General features: G+C 58.9%; 15 protein-coding genes. 10 read left to right on the forward strand and 5 right to left on the reverse strand.

Annotated features, from left to right (window positions below):
* Complete coding sequence (pstC, locus tag SynBMKMC1_RS07025) at positions 1-948, reverse strand: phosphate ABC transporter permease subunit PstC (protein ID WP_186473209.1); 948 nt, start codon at positions 946-948, stop codon at positions 1-3.
* Positions 949-1,093: 145 nt separating this feature from the next.
* On the opposite strand from pstC, the gene dnaK reads away from it, so the two are divergent.
* From dnaK to murQ, 4 genes are read left to right on the forward strand one after another with little or no spacing between them, the layout of a single operon-like run.
* Positions 1,094-3,094 (forward strand): molecular chaperone DnaK, encoded by a 2,001-nt coding sequence (dnaK, locus tag SynBMKMC1_RS07030; protein ID WP_186473210.1) that lies wholly within the window; start codon positions 1,094-1,096, stop codon positions 3,092-3,094.
* Entirely contained in the window at positions 3,078-3,998 is a 921-nt protein-coding gene (locus SynBMKMC1_RS07035) for a DnaJ C-terminal domain-containing protein (protein WP_186473211.1), read from the forward strand. Before dnaK ends, SynBMKMC1_RS07035 begins: the two co-directional genes overlap by 17 nt.
* Positions 3,999-4,038: 40 nt before the next feature.
* Positions 4,039-4,440, forward strand: coding sequence for a DUF3110 domain-containing protein (locus tag SynBMKMC1_RS07040; RefSeq protein ID WP_186473212.1), 402 nt, complete (start codon positions 4,039-4,041; stop codon positions 4,438-4,440).
* A complete protein-coding gene (murQ, locus tag SynBMKMC1_RS07045) occupies positions 4,437-5,387 on the forward strand; it encodes an N-acetylmuramic acid 6-phosphate etherase (protein WP_186473213.1) in 951 nt (316 codons plus the stop codon). The genes SynBMKMC1_RS07040 and murQ overlap by 4 nt, the downstream gene beginning before the upstream one ends.
* Here the strand turns inward: murQ and mtnP are convergent.
* Positions 5,360-6,277 (reverse strand): S-methyl-5'-thioadenosine phosphorylase, encoded by a 918-nt coding sequence (mtnP, locus tag SynBMKMC1_RS07050; RefSeq protein WP_186473214.1) that lies wholly within the window; start codon positions 6,275-6,277, stop codon positions 5,360-5,362. The genes murQ and mtnP overlap by 28 nt on opposite strands.
* Before the next feature lie 75 nt (positions 6,278-6,352).
* Between mtnP and SynBMKMC1_RS07055 the strand changes: the two genes are divergently transcribed.
* The gene (locus SynBMKMC1_RS07055; RefSeq protein ID WP_011933157.1) at positions 6,353-6,781 is read left to right on the forward strand and encodes a peptidylprolyl isomerase; all 429 of its coding nucleotides are present in this window, start codon (positions 6,353-6,355) and stop codon (positions 6,779-6,781) included.
* Here the strand turns inward: SynBMKMC1_RS07055 and ribBA are convergent.
* Positions 6,769-8,451: a bifunctional 3,4-dihydroxy-2-butanone-4-phosphate synthase/GTP cyclohydrolase II gene (gene ribBA / locus SynBMKMC1_RS07060; RefSeq protein WP_255486353.1), complete on the reverse strand. Its 1,683-nt coding sequence runs from the start codon at positions 8,449-8,451 to the stop codon at positions 6,769-6,771. The two genes, SynBMKMC1_RS07055 and ribBA, sit on opposite strands and share 13 nt — an antisense overlap.
* Before the next feature lie 40 nt (positions 8,452-8,491).
* Between ribBA and argC the strand changes: the two genes are divergently transcribed.
* Positions 8,492-9,556 carry an N-acetyl-gamma-glutamyl-phosphate reductase gene (gene argC, locus SynBMKMC1_RS07065; protein ID WP_186473215.1) on the forward strand — a complete coding sequence of 355 codons (1,065 nt, stop codon included), beginning with the start codon at positions 8,492-8,494 and terminating at the stop codon, positions 9,554-9,556.
* On the opposite strand, the gene purN is transcribed toward argC, so the two are convergent.
* Entirely contained in the window at positions 9,547-10,239 is a 693-nt protein-coding gene (gene purN / locus SynBMKMC1_RS07070) for a phosphoribosylglycinamide formyltransferase (protein ID WP_186473216.1), read from the reverse strand. The two genes, argC and purN, sit on opposite strands and share 10 nt — an antisense overlap.
* A 9-nt stretch (positions 10,240-10,248) precedes the next feature.
* Here purN and SynBMKMC1_RS07075 point away from each other — a divergent pair, with 9 nt between their 5' ends.
* Genes SynBMKMC1_RS07075 through SynBMKMC1_RS07085 form a run of 3 tightly spaced genes read left to right on the forward strand, consistent with a single transcriptional unit; the run spans position 10,249 to position 13,219 of the window.
* A complete protein-coding gene (locus SynBMKMC1_RS07075; RefSeq protein WP_186473217.1) occupies positions 10,249-10,623 on the forward strand; it encodes a DUF1257 domain-containing protein in 375 nt (124 codons plus the stop codon).
* The gene (locus SynBMKMC1_RS07080) at positions 10,623-12,329 is read left to right on the forward strand and encodes a M61 family metallopeptidase (protein ID WP_186473218.1); all 1,707 of its coding nucleotides are present in this window, start codon (positions 10,623-10,625) and stop codon (positions 12,327-12,329) included. Before SynBMKMC1_RS07075 ends, SynBMKMC1_RS07080 begins: the two co-directional genes overlap by 1 nt.
* Positions 12,311-13,219, forward strand: a complete 909-nt coding sequence (locus tag SynBMKMC1_RS07085; RefSeq protein WP_186473219.1) for an N-acetylmuramoyl-L-alanine amidase — start codon at positions 12,311-12,313, stop codon at positions 13,217-13,219. Before SynBMKMC1_RS07080 ends, SynBMKMC1_RS07085 begins: the two co-directional genes overlap by 19 nt.
* Positions 13,220-13,243: 24 nt before the next feature.
* Here SynBMKMC1_RS07085 and SynBMKMC1_RS07090 read toward each other — a convergent pair whose 3' ends face one another.
* Positions 13,244-14,068 carry a helicase DnaB gene (locus SynBMKMC1_RS07090; protein ID WP_255486355.1) on the reverse strand — a complete coding sequence of 275 codons (825 nt, stop codon included), beginning with the start codon at positions 14,066-14,068 and terminating at the stop codon, positions 13,244-13,246.
* Between the two features lie 82 nt (positions 14,069-14,150).
* On the opposite strand from SynBMKMC1_RS07090, the gene SynBMKMC1_RS07095 reads away from it, so the two are divergent.
* Positions 14,151-15,749, forward strand: coding sequence for a glucose-6-phosphate isomerase (locus SynBMKMC1_RS07095; RefSeq protein ID WP_186473220.1), 1,599 nt, complete (start codon positions 14,151-14,153; stop codon positions 15,747-15,749).
* Positions 15,750-15,751: the final 2 nt, after the last annotated feature.

Here is a 15,751-nt window from a genome sequence, read left to right on the forward strand (position 1 = left end):
TCAGTACTTAAGGCTCAAGCGCTTAACCAGCCATTGTGCGAAAACATTCACCGCAAGGCTAAGGATCATCAAGATGAATGCTGCATACATCAGTGATGAAACCTGGCCTCCATCGGCTTCCCCAAACTGATTGGCGAGCATGGCAGCAATCGTGTTTCCAGGGGCCAGAAGCGAGGGACTGAAATTATTTGAATTTCCGATGATCATCGTGACCGCCATCGTTTCCCCCATGGCTCTTCCAAGGGCAAGCATCACACCACCAACAATTCCAGAAATAGCTGCTGGAAGTAACACATTGAGAATTGCTCCCCAACGGGTGGTGCCAACGCCATAAGCGGCTTGGCGAAGTTTGTCGGGAACCTGATTCAATGAGTCTCTGGAAATCGATGTGATGATGGGCAGGATCATCACCACGAGAATCAAAATTGCTGGCGCTGTGCCTGGACCAATGGGCGGTGATGAGAAAATTGGTAACCACTTGAACGTTGCATAGAGAAATTCGAGAAAGGGTCTGATGAAGGGCTCCATCACAAAAATGGCCCAAAGCCCGAGCACCACCGATGGAATCGCTGCTAGCAGCTCCACCATCACGCCGATCACGTTGCGTATCCGCAAAGGAATGATGTTTTCGGTGATGAACACTGCGGTTCCCACGCCGAGAGGCACGGCGATCAACAACGACAGCAGCGAGGTGACGATCGTTCCGTAAATGGCTGTGAAAGCGCCGTACTCGTCATCGACCGGATTCCAGTTGGACGTGACCAAAAATTCCAAGCCGTAACGGCCCATCGATTCCAGTGACCCCCAGAAGACGACGATGAGGATGGCGAACAACACCACGGCCACCATCGAGGCGAGGGTGACGGCTACGTATTTGAAGCTCACATCCACCACCTTTTCCGATGGTGGACGGCGCCTCAGGAGGTACAGCTCCTTGGACTCGGACATCCCGCTCTGGCAAAGACGACTGAAACGTAACGGTCGAACCCCATGGAATTCACTAAGGACGCTTTAACGCAAGCTGCTTCAGACCTTGTCACGGACTGGGAGGCAGCGGTTTGGACCGTTAACTTGGAAGACCCCACAGGCGTCTATGGGACGGATCGTCGGAATCGACCTGGGTACGACCAACTCCGTTGTTGCTGTTCTCGAGGCAGGTCGCCCTGTGGTGATAGCGAACGCCGAGGGGACCAGAACCACCCCCTCTGTTGTTGGCTACACCAAAGACAACGAGCTGCTGGTGGGTCAGCCTGCCCGCAGGCAGCTGGTGCTGAACCCACGCAACACCTTCTCGAACCTCAAACGTTTCGTTGGTCGGAGCTGGGATGAACTCGATGACAGCTCCCTCACCGTGCCTTACACCGTGAGGGCCAATCCTCAGGGCAATGTGCGCGTCGCTTGCCCGCAAACCGAACGGGAATATGCCGCTGAGGAGCTGGTTGCCAGCATCCTGCGCAAGCTTGTGGACGATGCTTCGACCTACCTCGGTGAAGAGGTGGAAGCCGCTGTGATTACGGTTCCCGCTTACTTCAACGATGCCCAACGCCAAGCCACACGCGATGCGGGTCGACTAGCCGGGCTGACGGTTGAACGCATCCTGAACGAGCCGACCGCAGCCGCTCTGGCCTATGGATTCGACCGTAGTGCCGTGCGCCGTGCCCTGGTTTTCGACCTAGGCGGAGGCACCTTCGACGTGTCCTTGCTGAGGATCGCCAATGGTGTGTTTGATGTGAAAGCCACCAATGGCGATACCCAGCTGGGCGGGAACGATTTTGATCAACGCATTGTTGACTGGCTCGCCGAAGCGTTTCTCAAAGAGCACAACCTTGATCTCCGCCGTGACCGCCAGGCCCTGCAACGCCTGACCGAAGCTGCCGAGAAGGCCAAACAAGAGCTTTCAGGTGTGAGCACAACACCGGTGTCGCTCCCTTTCATTGCCACTGGGCCTGACGGGCCCTTGCATATCGAAACCACACTGGATCGTGAAACATTTGAGGGGCTGTGCCCCGATCTGCTCGATCGCCTGATGTTGCCTGTGCAGTCGGCTCTGAGGGATTCGGGCTGGAGTGCTGAGGACATTGACGATGTGGTGCTGGTTGGTGGAAGCACGCGGATGCCGATGGTGCAGCAACTGGTGAGAACGCTTGTTCCCAACGACCCTTGCCAATCCGTGAACCCCGATGAGGTGGTGGCCATCGGTGCCGCGGTTCAGGCCGGAATCATCACCGGGGATCTGAGAGATCTTCTTCTCAACGACGTCACGCCCCTGTCCCTCGGTCTGGAAACCATTGGCGGCTTGATGAAGGTTCTGATTCCAAGGAATACGGCGATTCCCGTGCGTCAGTCCGATGTGTTCAGCACTTCGGAACCCAACCAGTCTTCCGTCGAGATTCACGTTTGGCAGGGGGAGCGTCAGATGGCCACTGACAACAAATCCCTGGGGCGTTTCCGTCTCTCCGGTATCCCTCCAGCCCCGAGGGGTGTTCCTCAAATTCAGGTTGCTTTCGATATTGATGCCAACGGCATTCTTCAGGTGAATGCCACCGATCGAACCACTGGCCGCAAACAGTCGGTGACGATCCAGGGTGGATCCACCCTCAGCGAAGACGAGATTCAGACCCTTCTCGCCGAAGCCGAGGCCAAGGCCGATGAAGACCGTCGCCGTCGCGCCACCATTGAGCGGCGCAATTCGGCCCTGACCCTTGTGGCGCAGGCGGAACGACGTTTGAGAGATGCGGCACTGGAGTTCGGACCGTATGGAGCAGAGCGCCAGCAACGTGCCGTTGAAATGGCCATGCGCGATGTGCAGGACCTACTCGAGCAAGAGGATCTCCAGGAACTGGAGCTGGCCGTAAGCGGACTGCAGGAAGCCCTGTTCGGACTGAATCGCCGGCTCACGGCCGAGCGCCGCACGGAATCGGGTCCACTCCAGGGCTTGAAAAGCACGCTCGGAACCTTGAAAGATGAGCTGTTTGCAGAGGATGACTGGGATGATGACCCCTGGTCATCTCCTCAGGACCGCTACGGCTACGACTCCCGTCCGCGCAATGGACGCCGAGGTCTAGACCCCTGGGACGATGACAACTTCCGCTGAAACCGACTACTGGTCTCTCCTCGGTCTGACTCCTGATGCGGATCAGGAGACTCTGAAGCGCGCGTTCCGACGGGAAGCCCGCCGTTGGCATCCCGACCTCAATGGCAATGACCTGCAGGCAGAGGAGCGTTTCAAGCTCGTCAACGAGGCCTATGCCGTCCTCAGTAACCCCGATCGCAAAACGGAATGGATCCGTTCGCGGCAGGGACAGGCGGAAGGAAGCGATCCTTTCAGCACTGGTTTTCCCGATTTCGAGGATTACCTGGATGTGGTGTTTGGCTCTGGGCGGCGGCGGCGATCAGTCCCTGACGTTGACACTCCCGAGGAGCCAGCGCGCGGCGCCGAACAGGACCCACCTCACTGGCCCGAACCGGCTCCCCAACCATCGCCACCGATTCGATCACAGGATGATCTGGAAACGGTGGTTGAGCTCTCACCAGACCAGGCACTGCTTGGCACGTTGGTGGAACTCGAACTGGGGGACGGAACGGTCGTAGAGGTGAGCACGCCCCCCCAGGCTGGTGACGGATGGCGCTTGCGGCTGGAAGGGGTGGCGCCGGGCGGAAAGGATCACTTCCTGCACTTGCGCGTGGTCACCGAGGAGGGATTGCGGATCGATGGACTCCGGGTGCACTACCGACTGGAACTGCTTCCACCAGATGCCGCCTTGGGATGTGCCGTCGACGTCCCCACCCTGACGGGCACCGTGACGCTTCAGGTCCCTCCTGCATCGTCCAGTGGACGGTTGTTGAGATTGCGAGGGAGAGGTCTTGAGCTCGGAACCCAGAGGGGAGATCAACTCGTTGAGATCGTGATCGTGATCCCCTCGTCGTTAGAGGACGATGAGCGTGCGCTTTACCAGCGATTGCAGGAGATCAGTCTCGAACGGTCTGGCCTGGCCTGAGCGGGAAACGATGAGAGACTCGCATGGGCGATTCATTGGCATGTTGGTTCACGTTCTGCTGTTCGACGCAGGTCAGGACAGCGAAGGCATTCACTCCCTTGAGCTTTCAGGTCACACCGTGGTGCTCATGTTCGAAGACAGCGACGACGCTGAGCGTTACGCCGGACTTCTTGAAGCGCAGGATTTCCCCACACCCACTGTTGAAGCACTGGAGCTCGAGGAGGTTGAGCTGTTCTGCCGTGAGGCTGGCTACGAGGCGCGTCTGGTTGCAGCAGGGTTCGTACCCCAAACAGAGGAAGATCGTCTGATGCTTGCGCCCCCTGCCGCGAATCAGGATGTGAGCAACTGGCAGGAGAGCGAGCTGGAGAGCAGCCCGGATTCAGTGAATGGTGACAGCGCTGATCTCGATGCAGTGCGTCGACGTCTCGAGGGATTGTTGTGATCGAACCGTCCGCCGATCGAGGCCATCTGCTGACCGAGCAGACCAATCCATCCAGTGAAAACCTGGATCTGCTCTCCACCGATGCACTCATCAGCCTCTTCGTGGAAGAGGACCGACGCCCCCAGATGGCTGTGCAAGGTGCCATCAGCGCTCTGTCTGAAGCAGTGGACGCCATCGCGAAACGCCTGAAAGCTGGCGGGCGCTTGTTTTATCTGGGTGCTGGGACATCTGGACGACTCGGTGTTTTGGATGCGGCCGAATGTCCGCCGACGTTCTGCAGCCCGCCGGAGCTGGTTCAAGGTGTGCTGGCTGGGGGGCCTGCAGCCCTTCTGCGCAGCTCCGAAGGACTGGAAGATCTTGAATCGGCGGGAGCGTCCGATCTCAAGGATCGGGACTTCACGGGCAAAGACTGCCTCGTGGGCATCGCTGCAGGGGGGACGACGCCCTACGTGAAAGGTGGATTGCGCTACGCCCGTGAGCTTGGTGCGCTCGCGATTGCCATGGCCTGTGTTCCCTCCGATCAGGCTCCCTTGCCGTGCGATATCGATATCCGGCTCCTAACAGGTCCTGAACTGCTAACGGGCTCCACCCGACTCAAGGCAGGCACAGCCACCAAGATGGCCCTGAACATTCTGTCCACTGGGGTCATGGTCAGGTTGGGAAAGGTGTACGGCAATCGGATGGTGGATGTCGCCGCGAGCAACAGCAAGCTGGTAGACCGATCCATGCGGATTCTGCGTGACCTGCTGGGGCTCGATCGTGGCGCCTCCCAGGCTCTGCTTGGTTCGGCGGGAGGTTCCGTGAAGCGCGCCCTTGTGATGGGCAGCTGCCAACTGGATGCCGCTGCAGCCGATGCCCTGCTGAAGGCCCATGGTTCGGACCTTCGTCAGGCACTGCTCAGCCGCGGGGTGAGTCTTCCTCAGGAGGCTGTCACGCTTCCCCAGTAGGGAGAGGTGAAGAGATCAAGGCGTTGGCGTGTGGCTTCAGGCACAACCTCTGCAGGCGTCATCAAGGCATCGGCCAGGGCGCGATGGGCCTTGGACGCCGGAGGGTCTTGGCGCATGCTCTCCATCAGGCGGCTGAGGATGGGGCCGGTGGCCAGGGCGTTGGCTTTCAGGTTGCCCACCACCATCTCCACCGTGACCGCATCGTGATCGTTGTGCCAGCAATCGAAGTCGGTCACCATGCTCAGGGAGGCGTAGGCGATTTCGGCTTCCCTCGCCAGGCGAGCTTCCGTGTGATTGGTCATGCCAATCACATCGCAACCCCAACTGCGATATAGCTCACTTTCCGCGCGGGTGGAAAACGCCGGACCTTCCATGCACAGGTAGGTTCCGCCTCGGTGCAGATGGTGTCCGGTTGGCATCTCCATCGATGCAGCTGTCGCCAGGAGGTCACTGAGTCGTGAACAGAAGGGATCGGCAAGGCTGACGTGTGCGACGCAGCCGTCGCCAAAAAACGACTGCGGGCGCTGCATCGTGCGATCGATGAATTGATCAGGAACCACCATGTCGCGGGGGCGGAGATGCTCTCGCAATGACCCGACGGCTGAAACCGAGACCAGCCAGCGCACGCCAAGGGATCGCAAAGCCCAGACGTTGGCCCGGTAGGGAACTTCACTGGGAAGCAGATGGTGATGCCGTCCGTGGCGTGCCAGAAAGACGATGTCCACGCCATTGAGTCGCCCAATCCTGAAGGCGTCGGATGGTGGGCCGAACGGGGTCTCCAGCTCAACCTCACGGACATCCTCGAGGGCATCGATGGCATAAAGACCGCTGCCACCGATCACGCCCACCTTGGCTGAGTCGAGCGAGGGCGAGGCGGAAATGTTGCTCATGGCTTGCGTGAGTCGCTCGATTGATCCACTTGCCTAGCATGGTGTTTTGGTGTTGAAGCCTTGACCACGGTTCTCATGACCACGGACGCCGGCCAGATCAAGCTGGAGATGTTCGACAACGATGCCCCGAACACCGTGGCCAACTTCGTCAAGCTGGCAAAGGATGGGTTTTATGACGGGCTCGCTTTCCATCGCGTGATCGACGGTTTCATGGCCCAGGGTGGTTGCCCCAACAGCCGCGAAGGATCCCGAGGCATGCCTGGAACGGGTGGCCCCGGCTACACGATCGACTGCGAAATCAACAGCAAAAAGCACGTCCCGGGTGCGTTATCGATGGCGCATGCCGGCAAGAATACCGGTGGCAGCCAATTCTTCATCGTGCATGAAGCCCAACCCCATCTCGATGGTGTGCACACCGTTTTCGGTCAGACCGGTGACATGGATGTGGTGCTGGCCCTCAAAAACGGCTCCAAGATTCAATCGGTCACGGTTCAGGACCAGTGAATCAAGGCGGGCTGGTCTCCAGCGGGGAACCAGCCCCAGCCCTGTTGGGAGCTCCCCAGCGATGCAAGGCTGAGCTCTTTGCGTTCCAGGGTTTGCGGTGGATGGGAGATCTGTTCTGGATTGACCGCATGGAGCAGACCCATCCGAGACGTTGCCGCCCAGCTGGCCATCGTCGTCAGCAGGGTTTTGAGTGTGGCAGCCTCTGGTTCCGTCCCCTGCAGTGACCAGACAAATCTGGGCCGCTCCCACAGCGCCAGCAGACGCGGCGCTTGTTCTGCCTGCAGTTGAAGGCCGTGCTCTTGGCTCAGTGTTTCGACACGGTGCAAGAGCACCGATAACTCCCCCTCATCGGTGGAGGAACTGTCGAGACAGATCACCCAATGAGACCGTTGCTGGTGATCATCCATTAAATGCCCCAGCTTCTCCCTTTTGGTGGCGAGGTACTCGGCATTGAAGTCGCCGAGGGCTGGTTTCATCGGCACCCGCTTCACCACCTCAAGGCCATAGCCGCCTAAACCGGCAATTTTTCTTGGATTATTGGTCAACAGATTCAAGCGATGGATGCCGAGATCGCTGAGAATCTGCGCTCCAACGCCATAGTTGCGCAAATCCGGTGCGAATCCGAGCTTTTCATTGGCCTCGACGGTGTCAAGACCTCCCTCCTGCAGGCTGTAGGCCTTGAACTTGTTGATGAGGCCGATTCCACGGCCTTCTTGGCGCAGGTACACGACCACACCTTCCCCCTCGGCTTCGATGCGCTTTAGGGCGCTGTGCAACTGGTCACGGCAGTCACAACGCAGCGAGCCAAACGCATCTCCGGTGAGGCATTCGGAGTGCATCCGCACTAAAACCGGTTCTTGCAGATGGCTCGGGTCCCCTTTGACCAGAGCCACGTGCTCACTGCCATCGAGCTCGTTGCGGTAGCCGATCGCCAGAAATGAACCGAATTCAGTGGGAAGCGAGCATTGGGCAGAACGTACAACAAAGCGTTCGTTCTCCAGCCGGTAGCGGATCAGATCTTCAATGCTGATCAGTTTCAGCCCTTTCTCTCTGGCGTAAACCTGAAGTTCCGGAAGCCGGGCCATGGAGCCGTCTGGATTCTGGATTTCGCAAATCACACCCGAGGGGTACAGACCCGACATTTGGGCAAGATCAACAGCGGCTTCGGTATGTCCGGCGCGTTTGAGGACGCCCCCGGGACGAGCACGCAGCGGAAAAATATGACCTGGTCGGCGCAGATCCGCAGGTTTGGCGTCCGGTTGGATGGCGATTTGGATCGTGCGTGATCGGTCATCAGCCGAAATTCCCGTTGAAACACCGTGCTCGGGTCCGGCGTCGATGCTGACCGTGAAGGCCGTCTGGTTGGCATCGGTGTTGCGATCAACCATCAAAGGAAGATCCAGGGCATCGAGGCGATCCCCCTGCATCGCCAAACAGATCAATCCCCTGGCTTCTGTGGCCATGAAATTGATCTGTTCCGGGGTGGCGAACTGGGCCGCGCAGATCAGGTCGCCTTCGTTCTCCCGTCGCTCATCGTCGACGACAACAACGCATTCACCGTTGCGAATGGCCTTGAGCGCATCAGGAATGGTGTCAAACAGAGTTTGAGATTGCGTTGATTGATCGACAGAATCGGGCAGAGCTCTCGATGTCCTGAGTTCAGACACCATTATCGACGCCGGTACGATCGGTTGATGTGTTGGCGCAGGGATGGTGAATCAACGGGTTGCCGTGGTGGGTGCCTCGGGATACGGAGGGCTCCAAACCTTGCGCCTCCTCAAAGAGCACCCCTCCTTCCAGGTGAGCTTTCTGGCGGGCGAGCGGTCAGCAGGACGTTCCTGGAGTGAGATCTGCCCCTTTCTCCCTCTCGAGGGTGATCGCGTTGTTGAAGCTGCCGATCCGGATCGCATCGCTGCAACGTCGGACTTCGCCGTTCTGAGCTTGCCGAACGGCTTGGCCAGCAAGTTGGTGCCTCCTCTGCTCGAGCGGGGCGTGAGGGTCGTCGATCTCTCGGCGGACTATCGCTACAAATCGCTGGATCAATGGTCTTCTGTCTACGTGCAGGAGGCCAGGAGCTCTGCGAGAACAGATCACGATCTCTGTCGGGAAGCCATTTACGGCCTGCCCGAATGGCATCAGCAGGACATTGCCGACGCGCGATTGGTTGCAGCACCTGGCTGTTTCCCAACAGCAAGTCTCCTGCCCTTGCTCCCCTTCCTCAAACAGGGATTGATCGAGAGTGATGGCTTGATTATTGATGCCAAAACGGGCACGTCCGGTGGAGGGCGCGCAGCGAAGGAGCACCTGCTGCTTGCTGAGGCCTCCGAATCGATTGCCCCTTACGGCGTGATCGGGCACCGTCACACCTCTGAAATCGAACAGTTGGCCAGCAACGTCGCCGGCTGCCCCATCCAACTTCAGTTCACGCCCCACCTTGTGCCGATGGTGCGTGGACTTCTCTCGACTGTGTACGCCAGGCTGAGGGATCCCGGACTGACTGCAGAAGACTGCACCACAGTGCTGCAGACCGTTTATCAGGCCCATCCCTGCGTTGAGGTTCTGCCAGTGGGCACCTATCCAGCGACGAAATGGGCCAAGCACACGAACCGCGCCATGCTTTCGGTGCAAGTTGATACACGCACCGGTCGACTCGTACTGATGAGCGCCGTGGACAACCTGCTCAAAGGCCAGGCTGGACAGGGTGTTCAGTGCCTCAACCTGATGGCGGGACTCAAGCCCACTGAGGGGTTGCCCCTGACGCCGTTCTACCCCTGAACAAAGGCCTGTCCCTCGCGTCTCCACTCCACGCCTGCAAGGGCTGTGGCCCAGGGAAGGAGCCGATGCTCCTGACGTTGAATCCTCCTGGCGAGTGTTGCTGCGTCATCGCTTGCCAGCACGGGAACGGCCGCCTGGGCGATGACCGCGCCTGAATCCACATCGGCTTGAACGTGATGGACGCTGCAGCCGGCGATCCTGACTCCTGCGGCGAGCGCTTGACCAACGGCATCCAGCCCTTTGAAGGCAGGAAGGAGGGAGGGATGGAGGTTGATCAGCCTGCCGGCGTAAGCGTCGATCAGAACCGGTGTGACGATTCGCATCCAACCCGCCATGACGACCGCTTCGACATCAGCCGCGCGGAATGCAGACACCAACGCATGATCCAGGGATTCACGGGTGTTGTGTTCTCTGTGATCAATGAGCTGGCAGGGAATCCGGAGGCGTTCAGCCCGCTCCCGGGCTCCACAGCCTGGGTTGTTCACAATCAGCAATTGCAAAGAGGCCTCGAGGCATCCCTTAGCAGTGGCCTCGTACAGAGCTTCGAGATTGCTGCCAGAGCCAGAGGCCATGACGCCGATGCGCAGCGGCGGCGAGAACTGCGGCCAGGCTCCGATTGCCGGAACAATCAATTCAGGAGGATCTTGTTCAAGGATCTGGCTAGTGTCTGAACACGCGGGCATCTGGATTTCATGTCCCATCTCTCCATCCTGCCCACTCTGGTCAACGATCTCGACCTGCTGGCTTCTGCCTTGCGTGCCGAAGGTTTTGCAGTGGCCATTGACGGGCAACTCTGTTCCTTCGGAACGCAACACAACGTGGCTCTCGCGGCCACCCATGCCAAGGGGATTGCCCTTGGCTGGTCTTGGAACCGCCACCATGACTCCCTCAATGTGGTGGTGGATCTCGGCAGGCCGTCGCAGGCCGTCTCAGTGGAGAAGGCCCTCAGCCGGGTTCTGCGTCGCTATGCCTTGCAGAAAGCCCTGAGCGACGCCAGCCAACAGAACCTTGCTGTGGCGGGTGTTGACACCCAGCTCACCATTCCGTCGCCAGCATCCGTACGGTGATGTCGGGAGGCGTCAGCACTCATCTGGATCTCAGCAATCCAGCTGCCCAGACCGTTGGTGTTGTTCTGCAGTGGACGCCAAGGCAGTCGGTTCAGACCATTTCGCTGCCCGTCTGGACCCCTGGCTCCTACACGGTTCGCGATCCCTCTCAGCATCTGCACAGCCTTTCAGCCGTTCAGGGTGAGAGCACGCTGCTGTTGGAACGTCGTTCCCCGGAGCGCTGGCAGTTCACGTGTGAACCTGGCGAACCGTTGTGCATTCGCTACCGGCTTGAGGCCAGGCAGCTCACGGTGCGTACCAATCACCTAGACCCTGAGTTCGCCTCTCTCAGCCTTCCCGCCGTGGTGATGTTGGTGGATGGTGAACGCTGGAATGAACATCGCCTTCAGATTTCCGTACCAGAGCATTGGTCTCTGGCGGTTCCCCTTGAACAGGACGGGAGCGGCTCGGTGTTTGTGGCCGAGGATTTTGATCATCTCGTGGATGCTCCAGTCCATGCCGGCAGCTTTGTTCGGGAGCCTTTGTGTGTGCGCGGGCAGACGCATTCGTTAATTCTGCTCGGGTCTCCGCCCTGCGGTTGGCCGTCTGGTTTCATGCACGATCTCGAAGCAGTTTGCACAGCTGTTTGTGATCTGGTGCAGTCCGATCCATCCGCCGATCAGGAGTATCAGCTCGTGATCCAGATCCTGGAGCAGGGGTATGGAGGCTTGGAGCATGACAACGCCTCCGTGATGCAGTTTCCCTGGCCAACGCTTCAAGAGCCAGGCGGGTATCGCAAGCTTCTTCAACTGGTGGGCCATGAATATCTGCACCAGTGGAACGTGCGCAGACTCCGTCCCAGCGAGTTCATTCCTTACCGCTACGACAGGCCTGTCATCAGTGACGGCCTCTGGTTTGCAGAAGGAGTCACGAGTTACTTCGATCTTGCCCTTCCTTTGCTTGCGGGACTTTCCTCTCGCCTGGATCTGCTCAAAGACTTAGGAGCAGACCTGTCCCATGTGCTGTTGAACCCGGGGGTCGCCATTCAATCGCTGGCCGACAGTTCGAGGGAAGCGTGGGTGAGGCTCTACAAACAGACACCAGCCAATGCTCACAGTCAGATCAGCTATTACCGGTTAGGCACAGCGTTGGCGTTTTGCCTTGATGTTCACCTGCGTCAATCGCAACACTCTCTGGCAGAGGTGTTGCGTTGTCTGTGGAAGCGCTTCGGAGTGCATGGACGGGGTTATCGACGTTCTGATTTGCTTGCCTGTTTCAGCGAGTATTCCAAGGATCTTGAAACACTCTTGCCGGATTGGTTAGACGGTCGATCGGCACTGCCGATTGAGGCCAGCCTTCAACGGATCGGATTGTCACTGAATCCAGTGCATGACAAAACACCCTCGGCAGGCTGGCTCATCCGAGAGCGACAGGGCCGGGTCTGGATTGATCGCACCGATGTTGATGGCCCTGCGCAACGGGGAGGGTTGGTGGCTGGAGATGAAGTGGTGGCTCTGCGCGACTGGCGCTGCCACTCTGTTCAACGCTGTTCAGAGCTCCTGCAAGGCGATTCCAATCTCAAGGTGACGTACAGCCGGAGGGGAGTGCTCAAAACCACGGACCTCCTTCTCCAGGATCCAGGGGTGGACCGACATGAACTGGCCTGGGATCCTGGGGCAACCCAGGCTGAACGTGCCCTACGCGATCAATGGTTCGGCTTCCTCTGAAACAGAACCTGTCCGCACTGCTGAAGCGGTTGCAGCGCCCAGGGGTGGGCATCGTCCTGGTCAGCACGGCCTCACTGCTGGTGGTTGTTTCCCTCGTGGGTGTCACCGCAGAAAAAGACAGCGGGGCGAGGCGCCCCTCGCTGCTTGATCTTCTCAATGATGTGGGCAAGGACAAGGATTCCGGCCGAACGATCGAGGGTGAGCCACCCGTTCCTCCCAAGGCGTTGTCCTGGTCATCCCCCTTGGCACGCCAGTGTTCCGGAATCGATCCGAGCGTTCGCAAGCGCTTGTTGCAACGCAAGCGCACCCTGTCCGAGCAACGCAAGACCATCCCTGCCGATCCAACCAACTTCGGAACCCGCTATCGACGCAATCCATGGGGACAACCCCTCAACCCTGATCCGAGGGTGGTGGTGCTGCATGAAACCGTGTATTCCCTTGGTTCGGCCCTGAACACCTTCCAGACGCCCCATCCCCGTGATGAGGATCAAGTGAGTTACCACACCCTGATTGGTTTGGATGGGACGATTGTGGATCTTGTCGATCCCCTTCAGCGCGCCTTCGGCGCTGGTTATTCGGCTTTCCTGGGCGAATGGGCTGTGACCAACGCCAAATTCAAAGGTTCAGTGAATAACTTCGCGCTTCATTTGAGTTTGGAGACTCCCAAGGACGGACATGACAACGACAAGCGTCACAGCGGGTACACGCCAGCGCAATATGACGCGATGGCCCTTGTTCTCGACAATTGGATCGAGCGATTTGGCTTTCAGCCTGCAGCCATCACAACCCATCAACATGTCGACCTTGGTGGCGTGCGAGCTGATCCACGCAGCTTCTCATGGGCTGATCTGCAAAGTCGTTTGGCGGCCCTCGGAAAGCTTTGCTTCTAGCAAGCAATCTCCACAGGGCGTGACTTAGATGAGGTAGGCCTTCGCCGGTTGTCGCGCGCTGTAGATCAGGCCATGGAGGGCGGGATCCTGCATGTAACGCAAAATCCTCGCGGGATAATCGAGCTTGCCGTTGTGCAGGTAGGACAAAGTGGCAATGGCCTTCGCATCCACATAGGAACGGCTGGCGATCAGGATTGCTCCCTGATCGAGACCGAGTTCACTCTTCAGCCTTGATAACTTCGCTGCGAGCAACTCGATGTTGGCCTCTGGGTTCATCAGCAAGTCACGGGCTGCGCTGATCTGCTCGCTGGTGGGCTCTGCTGGAAGACGACCCTGGTGGATCAGTTCACTGATCCCGAGTTGCGCCGGTCCATGGGTCTCAACCAAGCCGGAATGCACCACAAATGGAAGGTCCTCTCCAGGCTTGGAGTGCTGGATCTCATCGAAAAGAATCGCCGTGATCAGCATCGGGTTGATGCGATGGCGAAAGGCCTCACGCTGGATCACCGGTTTCAGATCGCGCAACCGGGAAAGTGTGTTGGCGCGAAGCGGCTGCAATTGATCCATCCCTCGGGTGAAGAGCTGGGCGAGCGGGGTCTGGGGACCATGCACCCCGAATCGACGCTGCAGAAGTTCCAACTCCTCGGCACTGAAATCAGTCGGATCCGGATTGGATTCATTGGTGCTCGAGTCCGCCTGATCCTCTGTTGAAGAACGCGTTGCGATGTCGTTGATGGACAGCGGCTGCAAAGACGCTTGGAAAGCCAGGGAGGTGGCTGCCAGTGCAGCGGCAGCGCAGAGCATTCCGCGCATGGAGACAACTCGGACTGGAAAGCTGTTCAGAGCCATGGACGGAGATTAGCCGCGGTGTTCCAGTTGATGGGCAGAGAGCCGGATTGTCGATACCTTCAGTGCGTGCATGCACCTCGTGATGAGTTTCCCGGATTTCAGCGCCACTGACACCCAGATTCAATGGCAACGCTTCTGCGATCTCCTTTGGTATCACGACGATCTCGGTGTCTGGCTTGATGTCAGCCGCATGCATCTCAACGCCGCAGCATTGGCCGAACTCACGCCTCCTCTCGAGCAGGCGTTCGAAGCGATGAGCAAGCTCGAGGCCGGTGCCATCGCCAATGCCGATGAAAACCGACAGGTGGGGCATTACTGGCTTCGTGATCCGCAGTTGGCGCCCGATCAGAGCGCGGGCCAACACATTGCCGCCGAAATCAACGATATCGAGCAATTCGGACAGGCTGTCGTTAATGGTGAGATCAAGTCCCCCACGGGCGAGCCGTTCACGGACGTGCTCTGGATCGGCATCGGCGGTAGCGGTCTTGGTCCTCTGTTAATGGTTCGCGCCCTGCAGGACACAGGCAAAGGTCTGCCCTTCCATTTCTTCGACAATGTCGATCCGAATGGCATGAGCCGTGTTCTCGGTGAACTAGGCGACGCCTTGCGGACGACGCTCGTGGTCACCGTCAGCAAGTCAGGAGGGACGCCTGAGCCCCACCTGGGCATGGAGCAAGCCCGTCACCGAGTGGAGTCTCTGGGGGGCAATTGGCCGGGTCAGGCGGTCGCCATCACCATGGCCAACAGTCATCTGGATCAGCAGGCCAAGGAAGAGACGTGGCTGAAAATGTTCGACATGTTCGATTGGGTGGGTGGGCGCACCAGCATCACCAGTGCCGTGGGCCTGTTGCCCGGAGCCCTGATCGGCAGCGATATCCGCGATTTCCTGGCTGGTGCTGCTCAGATGGATCAGGCCACCCGCGTCGCCGATGTGCGGCGCAATCCTGCCGCTCTGATGGCAGCTGCCTGGTACACCGCAGGAGAAGGGAAGGGGAAGCGCGACATGGTGGTGCTGCCTTACCGCGATCGGCTGGAAGTCTTCAGCCGTTATTTGCAGCAGCTGGTGATGGAGTCCCTCGGCAAGCGGCTTGATCGCAGCGGAGCCGTTGCCCATCAGGGCATCGCTGTCTACGGCAACAAGGGTTCAACCGATCAGCATGCCTATGTGCAGCAGCTCCGTGATGGCGTCGATAACTTCTTCGTCACCTTCATCGAAGTTCTGCAGGATGTGGACGATATTCCCGAGATCAACGGCGAGCGTCCTGGAGACTTCCTCGATGGATTCGTGCAGGGCACCCGATCGGCGCTCACCGAAGGAGGGCGGCAAAGCCTGAGCATCAGCATGCGCACGTTCGATTCCCGCAGACTCGGGGCATTGATCGCCCTGTTTGAACGTGCTGTGGGCTTCTACGGCGAGCTTGTGAACATCAATGCCTACCACCAGCCGGGTGTTGAAGCTGGGAAGAAGGCTGCTGCAGCGATCCTGAAACTTCAAAAGCAGGTGGAAGAGGTGCTCAGTGATGGCACCTCTCGGTCAGTTCTGGAGATTCAGCAGGCCATCGGTGAGGGTTCCGTTGAAGCCATCTTCTGGATCCTGCGTCATCTCACCGGAAACAACCGTGGATACCAGGCCCAGGGATCCTGGGACAGCCCTGCGTCCTTGCGCTTCGCCAAGGGTTGAGC

Source organism: Synechococcus sp. BMK-MC-1 (assembly GCF_014279955.1).
Lineage (GTDB): Bacteria > Cyanobacteriota > Cyanobacteriia > PCC-6307 > Cyanobiaceae > Synechococcus_C.

Excerpts from the sequence above, each read along its gene's own strand:
- pstC (WP_186473209.1), bottom strand. The coding sequence starts at position 948 with ATGTCCGAGTCCAAGGAGCTGTACCTCCTGAGGCGCCGTCCACCATCG.
- dnaK (WP_186473210.1), top strand. The coding sequence starts at position 1,094 with ATGGGACGGATCGTCGGAATCGACCTGGGTACGACCAACTCCGTTGTT.
- SynBMKMC1_RS07035 (WP_186473211.1), top strand. The coding sequence starts at position 3,078 with ATGACAACTTCCGCTGAAACCGACTACTGGTCTCTCCTCGGTCTGACT.
- SynBMKMC1_RS07040 (WP_186473212.1), top strand. The coding sequence starts at position 4,039 with ATGTTGGTTCACGTTCTGCTGTTCGACGCAGGTCAGGACAGCGAAGGC.
- mtnP (WP_186473214.1), bottom strand. The coding sequence starts at position 6,277 with ATGAGCAACATTTCCGCCTCGCCCTCGCTCGACTCAGCCAAGGTGGGC.
- SynBMKMC1_RS07055 (WP_011933157.1), top strand. The coding sequence starts at position 6,353 with ATGACCACGGACGCCGGCCAGATCAAGCTGGAGATGTTCGACAACGAT.
- ribBA (WP_255486353.1), bottom strand. The coding sequence starts at position 8,451 with ATGGTGTCTGAACTCAGGACATCGAGAGCTCTGCCCGATTCTGTCGAT.
- argC (WP_186473215.1), top strand. The coding sequence starts at position 8,492 with ATGGTGAATCAACGGGTTGCCGTGGTGGGTGCCTCGGGATACGGAGGG.
- purN (WP_186473216.1), bottom strand. The coding sequence starts at position 10,239 with ATGCCCGCGTGTTCAGACACTAGCCAGATCCTTGAACAAGATCCTCCT.
- SynBMKMC1_RS07075 (WP_186473217.1), top strand. The coding sequence starts at position 10,249 with ATGTCCCATCTCTCCATCCTGCCCACTCTGGTCAACGATCTCGACCTG.
- SynBMKMC1_RS07080 (WP_186473218.1), top strand. The coding sequence starts at position 10,623 with ATGTCGGGAGGCGTCAGCACTCATCTGGATCTCAGCAATCCAGCTGCC.
- SynBMKMC1_RS07085 (WP_186473219.1), top strand. The coding sequence starts at position 12,311 with ATGGTTCGGCTTCCTCTGAAACAGAACCTGTCCGCACTGCTGAAGCGG.
- SynBMKMC1_RS07090 (WP_255486355.1), bottom strand. The coding sequence starts at position 14,068 with ATGGCTCTGAACAGCTTTCCAGTCCGAGTTGTCTCCATGCGCGGAATG.
- SynBMKMC1_RS07095 (WP_186473220.1), top strand. The coding sequence starts at position 14,151 with ATGAGTTTCCCGGATTTCAGCGCCACTGACACCCAGATTCAATGGCAA.